This is a genomic window from Cystobacter fuscus, assembly GCF_002305875.1.
In the GTDB taxonomy this organism is placed as follows: Bacteria; Myxococcota; Myxococcia; order Myxococcales; family Myxococcaceae; genus Cystobacter; species Cystobacter fuscus_A.
Genome location: NZ_CP022098.1, coordinates 12052564 through 12071400, shown reverse-complemented (window position 1 = coordinate 12071400; position 18837 = coordinate 12052564). Strand labels below are relative to the sequence as shown.

Annotated in this window: 12 protein-coding genes and 1 rRNA gene; 10 read left to right on the top strand and 3 right to left on the bottom strand. The window is 68.3% G+C overall.

Translation table 11 applies throughout. The annotated features are described in order from the left end of the window. Positions 1–98: 98 nt before the first annotated feature. On the top strand, positions 99–881 hold the full coding sequence (locus CYFUS_RS48975) for a hypothetical protein (protein ID WP_095991508.1): 783 nt from the start codon (positions 99–101) through the stop codon (positions 879–881). Positions 882–971: 90 nt separating this feature from the next. Then, positions 972–1466, top strand: coding sequence for a hypothetical protein (locus CYFUS_RS48970; protein ID WP_095991507.1), 495 nt, complete (start codon positions 972–974; stop codon positions 1464–1466). Here CYFUS_RS48970 and CYFUS_RS48965 read toward each other — a convergent pair. Together CYFUS_RS48965 and CYFUS_RS48960 are read right to left on the bottom strand one after the other, a co-directional pair. After that, the gene (locus CYFUS_RS48965) at positions 1421–3235 is read right to left on the bottom strand and encodes an MASE1 domain-containing protein (RefSeq protein WP_198316395.1); all 1815 of its coding nucleotides are present in this window, start codon (positions 3233–3235) and stop codon (positions 1421–1423) included. The two genes, CYFUS_RS48970 and CYFUS_RS48965, sit on opposite strands and share 46 nt — an antisense overlap. A 129-nt stretch (positions 3236–3364) precedes the next feature. Beyond that, a complete protein-coding gene (locus tag CYFUS_RS48960) occupies positions 3365–5176 on the bottom strand; it encodes a sigma 54-interacting transcriptional regulator (protein WP_095991505.1) in 1812 nt (603 codons plus the stop codon). 333 nt (positions 5177–5509) lie between these two features. Between CYFUS_RS48960 and CYFUS_RS48955 the strand changes: the two genes are divergently transcribed. The 4 genes from CYFUS_RS48955 to CYFUS_RS48940 all read left to right on the top strand — a co-directional run bounded on the left by CYFUS_RS48955 (position 5510) and on the right by CYFUS_RS48940 (position 9170). Next, positions 5510–6133, top strand: a complete 624-nt coding sequence (locus CYFUS_RS48955) for a TIGR02265 family protein (RefSeq protein ID WP_095991504.1) — start codon at positions 5510–5512, stop codon at positions 6131–6133. A 79-nt stretch (positions 6134–6212) separates the two neighbouring features. Continuing rightward, positions 6213–7703 (top strand): bifunctional metallophosphatase/5'-nucleotidase, encoded by a 1491-nt coding sequence (locus CYFUS_RS48950; protein WP_095991503.1) that lies wholly within the window; start codon positions 6213–6215, stop codon positions 7701–7703. 115 nt (positions 7704–7818) lie between these two features. Further along, positions 7819–8334, top strand: a complete 516-nt coding sequence (gene def / locus CYFUS_RS48945; protein WP_095991502.1) for a peptide deformylase — start codon at positions 7819–7821, stop codon at positions 8332–8334. A 92-nt stretch (positions 8335–8426) separates the two neighbouring features. Further along, positions 8427–9170: an SPFH domain-containing protein gene (locus tag CYFUS_RS48940; protein ID WP_198316394.1), complete on the top strand. Its 744-nt coding sequence runs from the start codon at positions 8427–8429 to the stop codon at positions 9168–9170. Between the two features lie 30 nt (positions 9171–9200). Here the strand turns inward: CYFUS_RS48940 and CYFUS_RS48935 are convergent, their stop codons facing one another. Then, complete coding sequence (locus tag CYFUS_RS48935) at positions 9201–10748, bottom strand: sigma-54 interaction domain-containing protein (protein ID WP_095991500.1); 1548 nt, start codon at positions 10746–10748, stop codon at positions 9201–9203. Between the two features lie 529 nt (positions 10749–11277). On the opposite strand from CYFUS_RS48935, the gene glnII reads away from it, so the two are divergent. The 4 genes from glnII to CYFUS_RS48915 all read left to right on the top strand — a co-directional run bounded on the left by glnII (position 11278) and on the right by CYFUS_RS48915 (position 18659). Then, on the top strand, positions 11278–12294 hold the full coding sequence (glnII, locus tag CYFUS_RS48930) for a glutamine synthetase GlnII (protein ID WP_095991499.1): 1017 nt from the start codon (positions 11278–11280) through the stop codon (positions 12292–12294). Between the two features lie 205 nt (positions 12295–12499). Continuing rightward, the gene (locus tag CYFUS_RS48925; protein ID WP_095991498.1) at positions 12500–12688 is read left to right on the top strand and encodes a CsbD family protein; all 189 of its coding nucleotides are present in this window, start codon (positions 12500–12502) and stop codon (positions 12686–12688) included. Positions 12689–12922: 234 nt separating this feature from the next. Continuing rightward, a complete protein-coding gene (locus CYFUS_RS54265) occupies positions 12923–16015 on the top strand; it encodes an alpha-amylase family glycosyl hydrolase (RefSeq protein WP_095991497.1) in 3093 nt (1030 codons plus the stop codon). A 1108-nt stretch (positions 16016–17123) separates the two neighbouring features. Further along, positions 17124–18659 (top strand): 16S ribosomal RNA (locus CYFUS_RS48915). Positions 18660–18837 lie beyond the last annotated feature (178 nt).

Sequence of the window (18837 nt, the reverse complement as noted above, 5' to 3'; positions counted from 1 at the left end):
CGCAGGATTCGCCCGGAGGGCGTGCCCGGGTCGACAGAGTGACTCGATAAGGCGGGTCGGACTGGCGGTGGGGCCGCCGGGGTGGCATATGGGCGTGTATGTCGATCGAGAAACCGTTGCGGGAAATGGTGCAGGCGGAGCTGAAGACCCGTCTGGCACCCATGCACAAGGCCATCGCGCGCATGGATGCGCGCCTGGGCGTCATCGCCGAGATCGTGGATATCATCCACCGGCTGGCGCCCATGGCCACGCGGATGCAGACGTTGCAGATGGCGCTGCCGGGCATTGGACTTCCCATCCAGGGCCGGGGAAAGCAGCCCGTGGCGCCTCCGCCCGCTCCGGCGCCCGCGCCCCGGCAGGCCGCGCCCGCGCCCCGGCAGGCCGCGCCTCCGCCTCCGCCCGCGGCTCCGACGCCGCCCGCCCGGCCTCCCCTGTCCTATCCCACGAGCCGCTACGCGCTGCCGACCACGGCGGCGCCCGTCTACAAGCCCGAGCCCGCTCCGAGCCCCGCGCCGGCTCCCCGGGGCCGTCCTCCGGCCAGGGCCGCCGCCGAGGCCCCGAGCGCGCGCGTGAGCGAGGGAGGCCGTCGCTGCGCCGTCATTGGCTGCAAGCGTCCGGCGCGCTCGAAGGGTTATTGCTCGGCGCACTACCAGAAGCTGCGTCTGCTGGTGAAGAGCGGCCGGCGCCCGGCGAGCTGGGTGGACGATGCTCCGTCCCAGTCCGTGGCGGAGGTGGTGCTGCCCCGGGGCCGCGCGGCCTCGAAGGCGCGCGGGGAGGCTCCCGCGCCCGCTCCCGCCGCGCCCGTGCGTCCCGAGCCGCCCAAGCCCAAGGTGTGGGTGCGCAAGAAGGGCGCGAAGGACTCTGTCGCGCCGCTGCACTGAGCGCGCGGATGCCCGGCGGCGGGGGTGGCGAGGGGTTCGCCCCCCTGGCGAGTCATTGACACCTCGGGCCAGGGGTGATTTCCGGCGGGCATGAGCGATCAGTTTCCGGTGACGGTGGCAGTGCGGCGCCCGGATGGGCGGGTGGAACAGGTGCGTGTGGGGACGGCGGTCCGCAACGGTGAGGGTTTCACATTGAAGCTGGGGGAGATGAGCATCGGCTCGTCGCCCGACGCGGCTCCGGCGGCGGCGCCCCGGCGCGCCTATTCCTCGGGCGGCGGCGGTGGTGGCGGCGGTGGCGGGGACGTGTCGGTGTTCCCCAACTATGGCCGCAGCAAGGGGGCGCCCATCCAGGGCGCGACGATGCAGGACCTGGAGTACTACGCCAATGGCGCGCGGCGCTCGCTGGGCGACCCGAGCAAGTCGCGTTGGCACGACCGCGAGCGCGCGCTGCTGGCCTCCATCGAAGCGGAGATCACCCGGCAGCGGGGCGGCGGCGACGGGGGAGGCGGGCACGAGCCGCCCCCGCACGGGGATGACGACTACAGCGGTGGTGGCGGCGGCGACGACGACAACATTCCCTTCTGAGGAGGGGGGCCGGCTCCCGGCTGGGCAGGGACGTCGTTTTCCTTCTGGGAGGGGAGCCGGGTCGTCGTGAAGCCGCGCGAGGTGGAGGACAGCGGCAGGCGCAGGGTGATGGTGGTGCCTTGCCCCAGGGTGCTGTTCACCTCCACCTGACCGCGGTGCGCCTCCACGATGCCGCGCACGATGGGCAGCCCCAGGCCGGTGCCCAGGGCCTTGGTGGTGAAGAAGGGATCGAAGAGGCGCTGCATCACCTCGGGGCGGATGCCCGGGCCGGTGTCGGTGATGGAGACGAGGGCGTGGGGCAGGCCCGGCGGTTTCACCTGGTGGGACATCTCCACCCGGAGCGAGCCGCCCTGGGGCATGGCCTGCAGGGCGTTGAGGAAGAGGTTGTGGAGCGCCCGGTGCAGGAGTTGGGCATCCAGGGGGATGTCGGGCAGCGAGGGATCCATCGCGCGCGTCACCTGGAGCGTGCTGGGCCGGGGCTCGGCGCTCAGCGCGGACTCCAGCGCTCCTTCCACCACCGGACCCAGCGGCTGGAACAGCAGCTGCGGCTCGAGGGGCCGGGCGAAGTCCACCAGTCCGGTGATGAGGAGATCCAACCGCCCGACCTCCTCGCCCATGGCGCCGAGCAACTGCCACGTGGTGCTGTTGGCGTCGGGCTGGGCGCTGCGGGTGAGGGCGGCCACGGCGTTGGCGATGACGCCCAGGGGGTTGCGCACCTCGTGGGCCACGCTGGCGGACAGCTCGCCCACTGCGGCCATGCGCTCGCGGTGCACGAGCTCGCGCTGGGTGGCGGCCAGCTCCTCGAGTGACGCGCGCAGCTCCGCGTTGAGCCGCTCGCTCTTCTCGCGCGCGCGCCGCAGCTCGCTCACCGCCGCGGCGAGCAGCAGCCCCGAGGCGCCGATCACCGCGAGGAAGGACTGGAGGTAGATGAGGCTCGCGCGGGAGGAGGCGGCGCCGTGGGCTTCCAGGACGAAGGGGCCGCTGCCGGTGATGGTGTGCAGGATGGACACCGCGGCGAGCGCGAGCAGGGCGAGGCTGGTGCCCCGGGCCTCGAAGCGCAGCGCCGCCCAGAGGATGAAGGGGAAGGCCGTGTAGGTGATGGGGTGGTGGGGGCTGATGCCGTGGGGAATCCAGTGGAAGCCCAGGTGCAGGGTGGAGACGAGCCCCAGCAGCAGCACGGCGAACTCCCGCGCGCGCGGGCGGCTCCAGAACACCTGGTCGAGCTGGCCCCAGGTGAGCAGCAGCGGCGTCACCAGCAGCAGGCCCATGGCGTCGCCCACCCAGAACACCCGCCACTGCGCCCACCACTGCTCCCAGGCAATCTTCCCGTGGAGCGCGAGCAGGGTGACGCCGGGGGTGGCGTTGAGCACGGGGCTGACGAGCGCCACGGCCAGCAGCGCGAGCACGTCGCGCACCCGCTCCAGCGAGGGGTTGAGGCCCGCGTAGCGGCGCAGGAGGAAGGCGCCCACGAAGACCTCCAGCCCGTTGCAGGCGGACATCAGGAGGGTGCGGGTGTTGGGCCAGTGTCCGGGCATGCTCGTGAACGGCCCCACGACCACGGCCAGCAGCAGCAGCACGGGCCAGTGGCGCCAGCGCGCCAGCAGCAGCGCCGTGAGCAGCACGCCCGAGGGGGGCCAGATGGCCGACAGCTGCTCGTCCTGGGGGGACAGCCCCATGCCCAGCCAGGTGCCGAGCCCATACAGCAGCACGAACGCCGCCCCCGAGCCGAGGGGACTCCAGGTCTGGACGATGTGCTTGGGCTTGGGCACGAGAGCGGTGGGTGGTTCACGCTGGCATGAAGCGGGGACGCATGCAAAGCCAGGGGCCCGGGAGACCCGCCGGGTTGTCGGTGGCATGACGTCTGGTCATGGAGCGCATGAGCGCGCGTGCCTGGGGCCTCACGGCTCCTTGGCGAGCAGCCCATGGCGCCGCACCCGGCGGCCGAGCGTCACGGGATCCATCTCCAGCGCCGCGGCGGCGCGCCGCACCACGCCGCCGTGGCTCTCGAGCGCCTCGCGGATGATCTCCTTCTCCAACTGCTCCAACCGCTCGCGCAGGGAGCGCGCGCCGCCGGTGCGCACCTGGCGCCGCACGCCCTCGAGGCCCGAGGAGAGCGAGGGGGGAAGGTGGCGCGCGCACACCGGCTCGTCGTCATTGCACAGCAGCACGGCGCGCTCGATGCAGTTGCGCAGCTCGCGCACGTTGCCGGGCCACGGCGCGAAGCGCAGCAGCTGCTGGGCGTCCTCGGCCAGGCCGGTGGCCGAGCGGCGCAGGGTGCGGTTGAAGTGGGCGATGAAGTAGTACGCCAGGTCCAGCACGTCCTCGGGCCGCTCGCGCAAGGGGGGCAGGTCCACGATGAAGCTGTTGAGCCGGTAGAAGAGGTCGCTGCGGAAGCGCTTGGCGCGCACCTCCTCGGCGAGGTCGCGGTTGCTCGCGGCGATGACGCGCACGTCCACGCGGCGCACCTGGGTGCCGCCCACCGGCCGCACGTCGCCGCTCTCGAGCACCCGCAGGAGCTTGGACTGGAGCGTGGGGGTGGTGTTCTCGATTTCGTCGAGGAAGATGGTGCCCCCGTCGGCGAGCACGAACAGGCCGGGGTGGTCCGCCACGGCGCCGGTGAAGGCGCCCTTCACGTGGCCGAACAGCTCGCTCTCCAGGAGCGTCTCGGTGAGGGTGCCGCAGTCCTGCACCACGAGCGGCTGGCCGGAGCGGTCGCTGAGCCGGTGGATGACGCGCGCGAGCACCTCCTTGCCGGTGCCCGTCTCGCCCTGCAGGAGCACCGCCACGCGGTGGGGGGCGGCCACGCGCACCATCTCCAGCACCTGGCGCATGGCGGGGCTGCGGAAGCCGGGCTCGTTGGCCACGCCCAGGTCGGCGGCGAGCCGGGGGGCTTCCCGCGCGCGCTCGCGCAGCAGGTTGCGCTCGAGCTCCAGCGCCGCCCGCCGCTGCTCGGTGCGCAGGCCCAGCTCGCGGCTGGCCTGGAGCACCGCCTGGCGCAGCGCCACGGGCTCGCATGGAGGGGTGAGGGCGCGGAAGATCTTCCCCTGGTTGAACAGCTCCACCAGGCGCGTGGGCATGGCCGGAGCGCAGTAGAGGATGCGGGGGGACAGGTCGCTCGCGGGCCCGGCGCCGGTGGGGTCCACCTCCGCGCGTCGCATCGCCAGCCGCTCCACGAGCGCCACCGCGCGCGCCTCGTCCCGTCCGCACACGAGCAGCGCGCTGATGTCTCCCCGGCCCAGGAGCGTGTCCACGTCCTCGGCCGAGGACGCGAAGCGCAGCCGCACGTGGCTCTCCAGCGCCGCGCGCAGCCCCTTGAGCTCCGCCTCCTCCGCGTACACCACCGCCACGTAGAGCTGATGATCCAGCAGGTAGCGCTTGAGCTTCACCCCATCGGCGCCCTCGAAGCCGTGGAAGCTCACGCCCAGGGCCGTCACCCCGCCCTCGTCCCGCTCCAACGGATCATGCCGCCAGCGCACCACGCCGCGCACCTGCACGCGCGCGCGCGAGTCGGGCAGCGTGAAGGCCATCTCCACGTCCTCCCCCTCGCGCGGCCCCTCCTCGGGGCCCGAGGGGGTGGCGATGAGCCCGATTCCCGTCTCGCTGATGTTGACCGCCCAGCACCCCTGGAGCGCGGGCTGGGTGACCACCTGGACGTGGAGGGGTTTGCGTTCGCTGGGCGGGGGGGCGGAAGGGTCGCTCGGAGACGTCATGCGGGGGGCTCCATCGCGTCGAACGTGAAACCCGGGTGGTGATTCCAGAAAAATCAAGAAAGACCAACATTGTCCAGAGAACCACAGTCGAGGTGGGCAGGGGGCTGGCTGTCCGTGAGGACACCTCGGGAGGGCACGCGTGGAGGGGGTGGAGCTTCCGCGAAGTGTAACGTGGTGGGCGCTGGAGGTGGGCGAGGGGCAAGGGAAGATGGGGCGTGCTGGAAAAAGCGTGGAGGAGCGAGGGGGGGGCCCCCTGTCGGTTGGGAGAGACGTGGTTAGGGTGGGGTGTCGAAGGCGTGCGACCTGGCGTCCTTTGGCGGGAGGGGTGGTGTCATGCAGACGAGTGCCTGTGCGGTGGATGTGGGTCCGGTGCGAGTGGAGGCGGCCGAGGACCTGGCGCGGCGCCTGGCGCTGGCGATCCCCGGGGACACCGTGAGGGGCTCGCTCTTCCTGGGGACGCTGGACGCGGTGCGCGCGTGGGCGGGGGAGGCGGCGATGCTGCGCTGCGTGGATGCGGGGGGCGAGCCGCGCTTCAAGGAGTTCTTCAACTATCCGTTGGGCGCCTTCATGAGGGTGAACGCGGCGGCGGCGTGGGAGCTGGCGCCGGGGTGTGGGGGTTGGGACGCGGCCCAGCGGCTGTTGGGGCAGCGGGCGGCGGCGGATCTGCTCGCGTCGGCGGCGGGCAAGGCGCTGCTGTTGCTGTCGCGGTGCGAGACGAGGCGGCTGGTGGGCAACCTGCCCTCGGCGTACCGGGCGGCGGTGAACCACGGGGAGCGCACGGTGGCGTGGGAGGGCTTCAGCCGGGGCCGCGTCATCATGCGGCGCGACTTCATGCCGTGCTCCTTCCACGAGGGCCTGCTGCGGGCCGTGCTGGAGTCCACCCATGCGCGCGGGGTGGAGGTGGTGGGCTCGCGCGTGGACGTGCTGGACAGCGAGTACGTGCTGTCCTGGGAGTAGGCCGTCCGAGCCCCCTCGCCGGGGATGAGAGGGGGGAGCTTGGCTTGACGTGGCGGGGAGGGGGTGTGAAGGGGCGCGCATGAACAAGCGCCTCGCCCTGCTCTCGAGTCTCCTGCTCCTGCCCGCCTGCCAGACGACGCACACGGTGACGCTGGTGGGGATGACGGACTACCACTCGCACGCGGAGCCCTTCTACTCGGAGGGGGAGCCGGGCCAGGGAGGGGTGGCGCGGGCGCTCGCGTACTTCCGGGCGGCGAAGGCGAGGCCGGACACGCTGGGGGTATCCGGGGGCGACTGGGTGAACAAGGGCGTGCCCGCGTGGAGTGACGAGTACGGGTGCGTGGAGTGGCCGTGGTTCAACGGGCTGGTGGACATGATGGCGCTGGGCAACCACGACCTGGACTACGGGGCGGAGGCGTTCGCGCGCTGCCGGGCGGCGGTGGACTACCCGGTGTTGTGCGCGAACCTGGTGGGAGCGGACGGCGCGCCGCACTTCCAGGTGGAGGGGCGGCCCTACCTCGTGCGGGAGGTGGGGGGCGTGCGGCTGGGCTTCTTCGCGGTGGCGGGGCCGGACATGCAGCGGCTGGTGAAGGCGGAGCGGCTGCCCGAGGGGACGCGGTGGACGGACGCGACGGAGGCGGCGCGGGCGGTGGTGGGCGCCCTGCGCGAGCGTGAGCAGGTGGACGCCGTGGTGCTCATCGGCCATCAGCTGCGCGAGGACGACGAGGCGCTCGCGCGGGCGGTGCCGGGCATCGATCTCATCCTGGGCTCGCACTCGCATGCCCGGGAGGACCTGCGGGTGGTGCCGGGGACGAGGACGTACACGGTGTCCTCCTACCAGTACCTGGCGTACCTGTCCGAGGTGCGGCTGCGCTTCCAGGGACGGCGGCTGGTGGGGGTGGAGGGAGGGCTGGTGAAGCTGGACGGGACGCGGCCGGAGGACGCGGAGACGGCGGCGAGGGTGGAGGAGTTGGGGCGCGCGTTGAGGGAGAAGCGGCCGGAGCGCTTCGTGGGGGTGGGCCGGCTGTCGAGGCCCCTGGGGGACGAGGGGCTCACGACGGGGGAGGCGGAGGTGGGCACCTGGGCGACGGAGGTGTGGCGGCGGGCGGCGGGGGCGCGGGCCTTCTTCGCGATGGCGGCGGGGTTTCGGGCGGGGCTGCCCGCGGGGGAGGTGACGCGGGAGGAGTTCGAGGGGGCGTTTCCCTACCGCAACGTGCTGGTGACGGCGGAGATGACGGGGCAGCAACTGGCGGACTGGGTGGCGCTGAGCGAGTCGAAGCGGGGGACGGACGGCTACAGCCAGCGCAGTGGGGTGAGCTACCGGGTGCGCGAGGGGAGGGTGGAGGAGCTGAGGGTGTTGCGCGACGCGGCGGATCCGGGGGCGGGGGAGGAGCCCGTGCGGCCCGAGGGGCGCTACCGGGTGGCGACCACGGACTTCCAGGCCTTCGTGGCGGGGGGCTACAAGGAGGCCTTCGCGGGGGCGAGCGAGGTGCGGCGCACGGAGCTGGACACCCAGGCGCTGCTCCAGGCGGCGCTGCGGGAGGGGGAGCGCTCCACCTCCGGGCGCTGAGGGACGCGCCGGGGCGGTGTGTGGGGAACAAGGCCTGTCACTCGGGGCTGGCGGGGAGGCGGGCGCGGTGTACAAGGACGTTTCACGCGCGAGCGCTCAGGGAGAGACACACCGCATGGCACGCGACATCGTCATCTGGCCGAACAAGGTTCTCAGCACGCCGACCAAACCCGTGACGGACTTCGGGGAGAGCCTCACGAAGCTGCTGGACGAGATGTTCGCGGCCATGAAGGAGGCGGAGGGCATTGGCATCGCGGCCAACCAGATCGGGGTGCCCTTGCGCCTGTCGTGGGTGGGCCGGGAGGACGGGTCGTTCTTCGAGATCATCAACCCCCAGATTCTGGAGAAGTCGGGGCCGGTGACGCTGGAGGAGGGGTGCCTGTCGGTGCCGGACCTGTTCGAGAAGACGCCGCGCTTCCACAAGGTGAAGGTGAAGTACCAGGACCGGACGGGGGCGTGGCACGAGCTGGAAGCGGAGGGGAAGCTGGCGCACGTGCTGCAGCACGAGATTGGCCACCTGGACGGCTTCGTCTTCGTGGATCTGCTGTCGGGGCTCAAGCGGGGCCTGGCCATGGAGAAGATGAAGAAGCTGCAGAAGGCGCTCGCGCGCCGGAAGAACGCGGACGAGTAGGCGAGCGGGGCTGGGAGGACCCCCCTCTGGCGTGAGGAGGGGGAGACGTGATGGATTGGGCCTCCGCCTGCCTACCCAGGAGTGGCTTCACCGTGGAAACCGTGGTCCTGTGCGCTGTTCTCGGCGTGGCGGGCGTATGCGCGCTGGTGCTGGGGTGCTACCGCCGGGCGCGAGAGGGCGAGGCGCTGGTGCTGGTGCGCGGAGGCGAGCCCACTCGGGTGCGCTTCGGGGGCACGTGGGTGTGGCCGGTGGTGGAGCGCGCGGAGGTGTTGGACCTCTCGGTGCGCAAGGTGGTGGTGGAGCGCCGGGGGGGACAGGGCTTGTCATGCCGGGACGGCATCCGGGTGGACCTGCGGGCCACGTTCCTGGTGAAGGTGCCGCGCGACGAGGCGGGCGTGCTGCGGGTAGCGCGGGAGGTGGGGTGTGCGAGGGCGAACCAGCCCGGCGAGGTGCATGCGCTGCTGGAGGAGCGCTTCGCGTGCGCGCTGGCGCAGTCGGTGAGCACGTTCAACTTCGACGAGCTGGTGGCGGACCGGGGCCTCTTCATCGACCACGTGGGCGTCGAGGTGGGCACCGAGCTCCTGGGCTTCCGGCTGGAGCGGATGTCGCTGGGGCGGCTGGAGCAGACGCCGTTGGATCAACTGGATCCGACGAACGTGGTGGATGCGCGGGGCATCCAGAAGCTGACCGAGCGTGCCTCGCAGCAGGCGGCGGACTCGGTGGGGCCGTGGTCCTCCGAGCTGGGGGAGGCGGCGGTGCGTCCGAGGGGGGGCGACGAGGAGGAGCTGATGCGCGAGGTGGAGCGGGCGCTGGCGGACCCCACGCGGCGCAACTGAGCGCAGACCTGGGAGGGCTTCCGAGGGGGACTAGCCCTGGAAGCGCGAGCAGTCGATGTCGTACTTGGAGACCTTGTAGTTGACGATGCGCTCGGTGGTGCGCAGCAGGCGGGCGGCCTTGGCGCGGTTGCCGCGGGTCGTCTTGAGCGCGTCGAGGATGAGATCCTTCTCGAACTGCTGGACGGCGTCGGCGAGCGAGGTGTTGGTGACGGTCTCGGAGGCCTCGGCGGTCTGGAGGGTGGGGGGCAGGTGGTGGCCGTGGATGGCGTTGCCGTCGCAGACGAGCACGGAGCGCTCGATGATGTTCTCCAGCTCGCGCACGTTGCCGGGCCAGTGGTAGCTCACGAGCATGTCGATGGCGGGGGTGGAGATGCGGCGGATGTTCTTGCCGTGCTCGTGGGCGTACTTGGCGACGAAGTGGTCGGCCAAGAGCAGCAAGTCGGATTTGCGCTCGCGCAGGGGCGGGATGAAGAGGGTGAAGACGTTGAGGCGGTAGTAGAGGTCCTCGCGGAAGCTCTTCTCGGCGATGGCCGTCTCCAGGTCCTTGTTGGTGGCGGCGATGAGGCGCACGTTGGTCTTGAGGGTCTCGATGCCTCCGACGCGCTCGAACTCGCGCTCCTGGAGCACGCGCAGGAGCTTCACCTGGGTGGCGAGGTTGATTTCGCCAATCTCGTCGAGGAAGAGGGTGCCGCCCTCGGCGAGCTCGAAGCGGCCGCGCTTGCGTGCCTGGGCGCCGGTGAAGGCACCCTTCTCGTAGCCGAAGAGCTCGGACTCGATGAGGGTTTCGGGCAGGGCGGCGCAGTTGACCTTGATGAAGGGCTTCTTGGCGCGGGTGGAGTTGTAGTGCAGGGCGTGGGCGATGAGCTCCTTGCCGGTGCCGGACTCGCCGCGGATGAGCACGGTGGTGTTGGTGCGAGCGACCTGGTGGATCTGCTCGTACACCTGCCGCATGGGGCCGCTGGTGCCGATGATGTTGGAGAAGTCGTAGCGCTCGCGCAGCTCCTGGCGCAGGGTGGTGTTCTCCTCGAGCAGCTTCTTGCGCTCGTCCTCCAGGAGCTGGTGCGCGGCGAGCGCCTGACCAATCATGGAGGCGATGACGCTGAACAGGCGCGTCTCCTCGGTGAAGTCGCGCTCCTTGTCGTAGACGAGGTCCACGCCGAAGGCGCCCACGGGCTTGCGGTGGAGGAGGATGGGCACGCAGATGAAGGAGTACTCCTGGGCGCCGCTCTTGCGGCCGCCGAACGCCCGGTGGAGGAAGAGCGGCTCGCGGCTGACCTCGGGCACGACGACCGGCTTGCCGCTCTGCACCACGCGGCCGGTGATGCCCTCCCCCAGTTGGTAGCGGGCGTCGCGGCCCTCGGAGCTCAAACCAATGGACGCCTCGATGTAGAGCTCCTGGGTGTCCGGGTCCATCAACGTCACGGTGCCGCGCACCACGCCGTGGTAGCGCTCGATGCGCTCGAGCACCCGGTGCAGGGCGGCCCTCAGGTCATGGGCCCCCGCGAGCGCCTGGCTCACCTCCAACAGGCTCGCCAGGGCCGCGTGTTCGCCCGTCTGCTCCTCCGTTCGCTTCGCCATGCACGCCCCTCTTCCGGAAAAAGCCGCCTCTCCGGAAAGCCTTCCTGATCGACTGAAGAGTCAAAAGACTCTTTCCTACATTTTTGTCGGCCCGAAAGCCAAGAGCTACGAAATTGTAGGTAGGGGAAGGGCGCTCCTGGAAGGAGGTTGCCCACATCTCTGTCCGTCAGCGGGCGTCAGCAGGGCCGAGCGCGTCGGATTCTAATCAAGCGAAGAAGACCGGACCGACCGAGCGGTAGGTGGAGGCTCGAGGATGTGGGAAGAGGAGAGGGATGGAGGGGCGCGGGGCTTCTTGGGGGCCGAGAGTTCCGACAATTTTGTAGGAAAGAGCCGGGGAGCCGACAAAAACGTAGGAATCCAGGGGAGAGGGGAGGGGTTGAAGGGGTTCATTTCCAAGGATTCAGCGGACTTGCCTCGATTCAGGGGCGGGGAAACCGGCTGGCATCACATCTGCAATGAAGCTCAGGCAGCAGGGCCCTCGCGGGTCCAGGAGCAAGAGGCCCCCCGACAGGGCCGGAGGAAGTCCGAAATGCGCAAGGTGATGGCGGAGTACATCTGGATCGACGGTCAGAAGCCGACGGCGAAGCTGCGCTCCAAGATGAAGGTGGTGGAGCTTCCGGAGATCAAGAGCCTCTCGGACCTGCCGGACTGGGGCTTCGATGGGTCGAGCACCTACCAGGCCGAGGGCAAGAAGAGCGACCTCCAGCTCAAGCCGGTGCGCTACATCCCCAACCCGCTGCGCCCGGGCACGCCGGACGTGCTGGTGATGTGCGAGGTGATGCATCAGGATGGCTCGCCCCATCCGAGCAACACGCGCGCGCCCCTGCGCGCGGTGGCGGAGAAGTACGCCTCGTTCGAGACGTGGTTCGGCCTGGAGCAGGAGTACACGCTCTTCGAGGGCAACCGCCCGCTGGGCTGGCCGGAGAAGGGTTTCCCGGCGCCGCAGGGCGGCTACTACTGTGGCGTGGGCAGTGACGAGGTGTTTGGCCGCAAGCTGGTGGAGGCGCACGCCGAGGCGTGTCTTCGCGCGGGCCTGCACCTCAACGGCACCAACGCCGAGGTGATGCCCGCGCAGTGGGAGTTCCAGATTGGCCCGATCACGGCGCTGGAGATGGGCGACGAGCTGTGGTTCGCGCGCTGGCTGCTCTACCGGATGGGCGAGGACTTCGGCATCAGCGCCACGCTGCACCCCAAGCCGGTGAAGGGTGACTGGAACGGGGCGGGCTGCCACACCAACGTGAGCACCAAGGCGATGCGCGAGCCGGGTGGCCTGAAGGTCATCGAGGCGGCGTGCGAGAAGCTGCGCGCGCGGCACGAGGCGCACATCGCGGTGTACGGCGCGCACAACGTGGAGCGCCTGACGGGCCTGCACGAGACGGCGCCCATCAATGTCTTCCGCTACGGCAACAGTGACCGCGGCTCGTCCATCCGCATCCCGATGGGGACGGTGAACGAGGGCAAGGGTTACTTCGAGGATCGTCGTCCGGCCGCCAACTGCGACCCGTACGAGGTCTGCCGCATCATGCTCGAGACGATCTGCAGCTGAGATCGGCTCCAAAGGACTCCTTGGGGTAAGGAGGCGCTGGCTTGGCGGACGGGAGGTGTCGGGCTTCCCGTCCGTCAGGCCCTGCGTTAGCCCCCGTGGCGGCCGAGCGAACGAGCGCCCGACGGTTGTCCCCCATGTCCCTGGGTACCTAGCTTCTTCGTGTCGAGGCGAAGTCAGTCCTGTACGCCAACACGAGGAGGCAGCCATGGGTGAGTGGACGGACAAGACGAAGGGGAAGGTGAAGGAGACCGTCGGTGTGGCCACGGGAGACCGTGAGCTGGAAGCCGAGGGCAAGAAGGACACCTTCAAGGGCCACGTGAAGGAGAAGATCGAGGACGCCAAGCGCGTCATCAAGGACGCGGTGGAGGGTGAGCCGCGGCGCAACGAGCCGTAGCGATTGGACGGCATCCGACAACCAGGGCTTCGGGGAGCAGGCTCCTCGGAGCCCTTGGCTTTTGCGGGCTCGCGCACCCGGACGCCCTCCTTCTCGGACGCCTTGTGACGATTCATCTCACCTGGGGTTGAAAAGGGCGCTGGAGTGCGCTGTTGGGAAACTCTTGGTTACAGCCTCCGACAATCGGGTGCATCGGCGCATGTAGCACGCGTCCTTCACTCGAGAGGCAGGACCATGAGCACGTCGAAGATCAATCCCTCGCAGAGGAATGGGACTTCTGGCCTCAAGGACGCAGGGGGAGGCGCCGGAGGGGCTCGTCCGGCGAACACGGTGCTGCCCGGGGGAAAGACCGAGGGGAAGGCGTTGGTGACTCGGGCGGCGTCGGATGCGTCGCCGCGCGCGGTGGGGGGCCGGGACACGTCTTCGTTCGAGGCGCTGTCGAGGAAGGGCGGGAGCGGGGTGGGGGCGGCGGCGGCCGTGGCGGTGAACAAGGCGCCGCGGAGCGTGCCGGTGAAGCGCACGGTGACGCTGGTCTACGACGCGGGTCCGCACAGCAAGCTCACGAACCTGCAGGTGAAGGGGAGCTGGGACGCGAGCGGGAAGTACAGCGCGCAGTGGAACGAGCGCCCCCTCGCGATGAAGCCGCTGGGGGAGGGCAAGTGGGGCGTGACGGTGGAGCTGAGCGACGATGGCCTGCCCCACGACTGGGAGTGGGGGGTGATCGCGGATGGCCCCTCGGGCAAGGGCCAGTGGGCGGTGATGGGGGAGGACAACCTGAAGCTGGACGTGACGAAGCCCACGGCCAGCTATGCGCCGACGACGTACCACAAGATGGGGGCGCGGCGTTCGGGGGAGGACGCGGCGTTCACGTTCTACGCGGGCAACGCGAGGAGCGTGCAGGTGAAGGTGACGGACCGGCAGGGGCGGGTGGAGCGCTTCCCGATGACGCGGGACGAGGAGGGCAACTGGTCGACGCAGGTTCCGGGCCGGTGGAAGGAGCTGCTGGGCAAGTCCTACGTCTACGAGGTGGTGGACTCGGCGGGCGCCACGAGCGAGCGGCCGGACCCCTACGCGCGGGAGATGATGGGGGAGCAGCGGGGGCTGGACCGGATGTACCTGGATGCGAGGACGGGGCAGGAGGTGAACCGCTACGCGTCGGGAGCGCGGGAGCTGATGCGCTTCGACATCGACGATCATGGGGACGCGGAGCGCGCGTACCTGGTGTTGAAGGACGCGAATGGCAGGACGTTGAAGAAGGACGAGCTCCTGGCGCGGCTGGGCGACTTCGACACCACGCTGGTGGACAAGCTGCGGGCTGGGGGGGCCAACGACTTCTGGTCGAAGAACATCGAGGCGGACGGGCGCATCCGCATGACGAACCAGGGGGGCGCGTGGACGACGCTGGTGAACGACCCGGCGAAGCTGGTGGGCCTGCGCTACGAGTTCCAGGTCTACGAGAAGGACGCGCAGGGGCGGTTGAAGCTGCGCCATGACGGCAATGGGGATGGGCGGCTGAGCGACGCGGAGCGCGTGGGCGCGCCCATCAACGATCCCTGGAGCGACCGCATCACCGAGGGCAGTGGCGTGACGTTCCGGGGCTCGGTCATCACGGACCCGACGAGCTTCGAGTGGAAGCACGACAGCGTGCCGCGGGAGAAGGACCAGGCGAAGTGGGTGGTGTACCAGCTGCACGCGGGCAGCTTCCTGGGGAAGGCGGGCAACGCGAACCGCTCGACGCTGGAGGACCTGACGGCGAAGCTGGACTACTTCAAGGAGCTGGGGGTGAACACGCTCGAGCTCCTGCCAGTGAACGAGGTGGAGGGGGCGCGCAACTGGGGCTATCTCGGGGTGAACAGCCTGGCGACGGAGAGCGCGTTGGGCTTCGAGGACGAGAACGGCAGGTGGGTGAGCGGGCCGGAGGCGATGAAGCGCTTCATCGACGAGGCGCACAAGAAGGGGCTGAACGTCATCTCTGACGTGGTCTACAACCACGTGTTCGGCGACTACAACGGCCTGTGGAACGTGGGGGGCGAGGACAACCCGTACTTCAACTGGGAGCAGGACTCGGGCGGGTACGAGCAGCGGGAGACGCCGTGGGGGGCGGTGCCGGCGTATTCCAACCCGAAGGTGAAGCAGTTCTTCGTGGACCACGCGGTGGCGCAGATGGAGGAGCTGCACTTCGACGGGCTGCGCTTCGACTTCACCGAACCCATCAAGGGGACGGGGGGCGAGGACGGGTGGGAACTGCTGCGGGAGATCAACCGGCAGGTGCACTTCTACAACCCGGACGCGTGGACGGTGGCGGAGCAGTTCGACTACGACCCGAGCATCACGCAGCCGGCGCGGGCGGACGGCACGGGAGGGGGCTTCGACGCGCAGTGGTACACGGAGTTCCAGCACCGGCTGGTGCGAGACAACGACAAACCGGGAATCATCCAGGCGGCGGCGAGGGGGATGAAGACGGACATGGACGCGTTCATGTCGATGATGACGAACCCGCGGGGGCTCGACGGGTGGAAGATCGCGCTGTCCATCATCTCGAACCATGACGAGGTGGGGAACGCGGAGCGGACGATGAACACGGCCGAGGGGGCCACGCCCACGGAGTTCCCGGACCAGTGGTCGCGAGGCGCGACGAGGTTCGCGGCGGGAATCGGGATGGCGGGGCCCGGCATCCCGATGTTCTTCCAGGGGGACGAGTTCGGAGCGCAGAACGACTTCCGCTGGGGCAATCCGTCCACGTGGGACAGTGACTGGGATTGGGAGTCGTTGGGGAAGGACTGGAACTGGGAGAAGGTGACGTTCAACGACGCGCGCAAGAAGGACTACGAGCGGCTGTTCACGCTGCCGCCGGAGACGCGAGCGAAGGACGCGGCGTACCAGGGGTTGTCGGCGGAGGACCGGAAGGTCTTCGAGCGCCTGGCGGCGCTGCCGGCGAATCAGCGGACGGACGCGATGTTGGACATCACGAAGAAGCAGAGCTTCCAGTTCTATCGGGACGCGATCGCGTTGAGGCAGTCGAGTCCGGCCTTCCGAGCGGATGCGGAGGTGAAGCGGGTGTACACGCACAACGACGACTCGGTGATGGCGTTCACTCGCAAGTCGGGCGGGGAGGAGTACCTGGTGGTGGGGAGCATGAACCGCCAGAACCTCGAGGGCTACGCGCTGCCGCTGCCTCCGGGGAACTGGAAGGAAGTGCTGAACAGCGACGCCGCGGCGTACGGCGGGGGGAACTTCGGTAATGGCGGGGGCAGCCTGGGGGGCGGGAACGCGAAGGTGAACATCCCTGCGGCGGGATACGTGGTGCTCAAGCGAGTGGAGGCTTGAGCAAGGACCTGGCGGCCTGGCGGGCCTCGCCAGAGTTTATGAACGGGGGTTGGCACGGAGCTGGGGGCTGCATTAGCTCTCTGTCGTGAGGGACGGAGCCTCCTCCTTTGGGCGAGACCCATGAGGGGCCGGTGCCTCCCAGCCCCGCGCGGACAGGCAGGAAGAAAAAAAGCGGCGGAGCTTGTTGACTCAAGACGCGGCGGTGGTAGAAGCCGCGCCCCCTCGGACAGGAAGGCGAAGCCGCGCTGGCGGTGGGACACCTGGGCGAGAAAGACGAAATAGGGAGTCGACGAAGTGATGTTGACTCGAGACGCGGCGGTGGTAGAAGCCGCGCCCCCACGAACCGGTGAGACCGCTCAGGCGATCGAGGCGGCGAAGTGGGAAGAAAGAGTCGACGAAGCGGTGTTGACTCGAGACGCGGTGGTGGTAGAAGCCGCGCCCCCACGAACCGGTGGCAACAGCGGTGAGCGGGGATGAAGAAGTGGATGAGGGCAGTTGACTTCATCCAGGGCGAGGCGATAGAAGCCGCGCCCCCTCGGACGGGAAGGCGAAACCGCACTGGCGGTGGGGACCTCTGGACGAGCGCAGCAGAGAGAGACGAAATAAAAAGTCGACGCAGCGAGGTTGACTCGAAACGCGGTGGTGGTAGAAGCCGCCTCCCCCGAAGCCGAAGAAGTCGCGCAGGCGACCCGACGCGGTGGGTGGGAAGAAACGAGTCGACGAAGCGGGTTGACACGACGGGCGGAACGGCAGTAGGTTCCGCGCCCCACGAAAGAGAAAAGCAGCTCTCCTTCGCGGTGAACCGGAAAAGCGAAGCGGCAACGGCCGCTTGACAGCCGAAACGGTTCAGAATAAAAGGGCCGCCCCGCTGAGTCGAAGCGGTGAGGTCGAGCAGGACAGTAGCACAGCAGGACAGCCGGTACAAGCGGCTCGGTCTTTGAAAACCAGATAGCAAACCCAAGAAGACAGATTGCGGAAACCGCAGTCAATTCTAAGACGGGTTCTTCAGCGAGTCGGCGGGAGTCGATTGGCGAGAAACCGATGAACAGCGAAGTCAGGTGTCCCCTTAGCCGGGCCCTGGCCAAGCCGGTTCAACCCTTCAAAAATTCAATTGGAGAGTTTGATCCTGGCTCAGAACGAACGCTGGCGGCGTGCCTAACACATGCAAGTCGAGCGCGAATGGAGCAATCCTAGTAGAGCGGCGCACGGGTGCGTAACACGTGGATAATCTGCCTGGGTGTCTGGGATAACCAGTCGAAAGATTGGCTAATACCGGATAAGCCCCCGGGAGCTTCGGCTCTTGAGGGAAAAGGTGGCCTCTGTATACAAGCTATCACATCCAGATGAGTCCGCGGCCCATCAGCTAGTTGGCGGGGTAATGGCCCACCAAGGCGACGACGGGTAGCTGGTCTGAGAGGACGATCAGCCACACTGGAACTGAGACACGGTCCAGACTCCTACGGGAGGCAGCAGTGGGGAATTTTGCGCAATGGGCGAAAGCCTGACGCAGCAACGCCGCGTGTGTGATGAAGGTCTTTGGATTGTAAAGCACTTTCGACCGGGACGAAAACCCCTGGGCTAATACTCCAGGGCTTGACGGTACCGGGAGAAGAAGCACCGGCTAACTCTGTGCCAGCAGCCGCGGTAATACAGAGGGTGCAAGCGTTGTTCGGAATTATTGGGCGTAAAGCGCGTGTAGGCGGCTTTGCAAGTCGGATGTGAAAGCCCTCGGCTCAACCGAGGAAGTGCGTTCGAAACTGCAGAGCTTGAGTACCGGAGAGGGTGGCGGAATTCCCCAAGTAGAGGTGAAATTCGTAGATATGGGGAGGAACACCGGTGGCGAAGGCGGCCACCTGGACGGTCACTGACGCTGAGACGCGAAAGCGTGGGTAGCAAACAGGATTAGATACCCTGGTAGTCCACGCCGTAAACGATGAGAACTAGGTGTCGTGGGTGTTGACCCCCGCGGTGCCGTAGCTAACGCATTAAGTTCTCCGCCTGGGAAGTACGGTCGCAAGACTAAAACTCAAAGGAATTGACGGGGGCCCGCACAAGCGGTGGAGCATGTGGTTTAATTCGACGCAACGCGCAGAACCTTACCTGGTCTTGACATCCTCGGAAGGCCTCAGAGATGAGGCGGTGCCCGCAAGGGAACCGAGAGACAGGTGCTGCATGGCTGTCGTCAGCTCGTGTCGTGAGATGTTGGGTTAAGTCCCGCAACGAGCGCAACCCTCGCCTTTAGTTGCCGCGCAAGCGGATCTCTAGAGGGACTGCCGGTGTTAAACCGGAGGAAGGTGGGGATGACGTCAAGTCCTCATGGCCTTTATGACCAGGGCTACACACGTGCTACAATGGCCGGTACAAAGCGTTGCCAACTCGCGAGAGGGAGCTAATCGCATAAAACCGGTCTCAGTTCAGATTGGAGTCTGCAACTCGACTCCATGAAGGCGGAATCGCTAGTAATCGCGGATCAGCACGCCGCGGTGAATACGTTCCCGGGCCTTGTACACACCGCCCGTCACACCATGGGAGTCGATTGCTCCAGAAGTCATCTCACCAAGAGGTGCCCAAGGAGTGGTCGGTAACTGGGGTGAAGTCGTAACAAGGTAGCCGTAGGGGAACCTGCGGCTGGATCACCTCCTTTCTAAGGAGACCGGGTACACGGTGAGCGCTTCGGCGCCACAGGGTGTACCAGCCACTTCGGTGGCCTTAGGTCAACCAGGTCAACGTTTCTGCAACTGTCGAGGGTTTGCTGTCTGGTTTTGAGAGGCCGAGCGAAGGTGGCTCGGTTCTTTGAAAGAGACGGTAGCTGGAAATCCACT

What these genes read in the sequence shown, in the direction of transcription:
- CYFUS_RS48925 (WP_095991498.1), top strand. Translation starts at nt 12,500, where the DNA reads ATGGGTGAGTGGACGGACAAGACGAAGGGGAAGGTGAAGGAGACCGTC.
- CYFUS_RS48960 (WP_095991505.1), bottom strand. Translation starts at nt 5,176, where the DNA reads ATGACGTCTCCGAGCGACCCTTCCGCCCCCCCGCCCAGCGAACGCAAA.
- CYFUS_RS48970 (WP_095991507.1), top strand. Translation starts at nt 972, where the DNA reads ATGAGCGATCAGTTTCCGGTGACGGTGGCAGTGCGGCGCCCGGATGGG.
- CYFUS_RS48975 (WP_095991508.1), top strand. Translation starts at nt 99, where the DNA reads ATGTCGATCGAGAAACCGTTGCGGGAAATGGTGCAGGCGGAGCTGAAG.
- def (WP_095991502.1), top strand. Translation starts at nt 7,819, where the DNA reads ATGGCACGCGACATCGTCATCTGGCCGAACAAGGTTCTCAGCACGCCG.
- glnII (WP_095991499.1), top strand. Translation starts at nt 11,278, where the DNA reads ATGCGCAAGGTGATGGCGGAGTACATCTGGATCGACGGTCAGAAGCCG.
- CYFUS_RS48950 (WP_095991503.1), top strand. Translation starts at nt 6,213, where the DNA reads ATGAACAAGCGCCTCGCCCTGCTCTCGAGTCTCCTGCTCCTGCCCGCC.
- CYFUS_RS54265 (WP_095991497.1), top strand. Translation starts at nt 12,923, where the DNA reads ATGAGCACGTCGAAGATCAATCCCTCGCAGAGGAATGGGACTTCTGGC.
- CYFUS_RS48935 (WP_095991500.1), bottom strand. Translation starts at nt 10,748, where the DNA reads ATGGCGAAGCGAACGGAGGAGCAGACGGGCGAACACGCGGCCCTGGCG.
- CYFUS_RS48955 (WP_095991504.1), top strand. Translation starts at nt 5,510, where the DNA reads ATGCAGACGAGTGCCTGTGCGGTGGATGTGGGTCCGGTGCGAGTGGAG.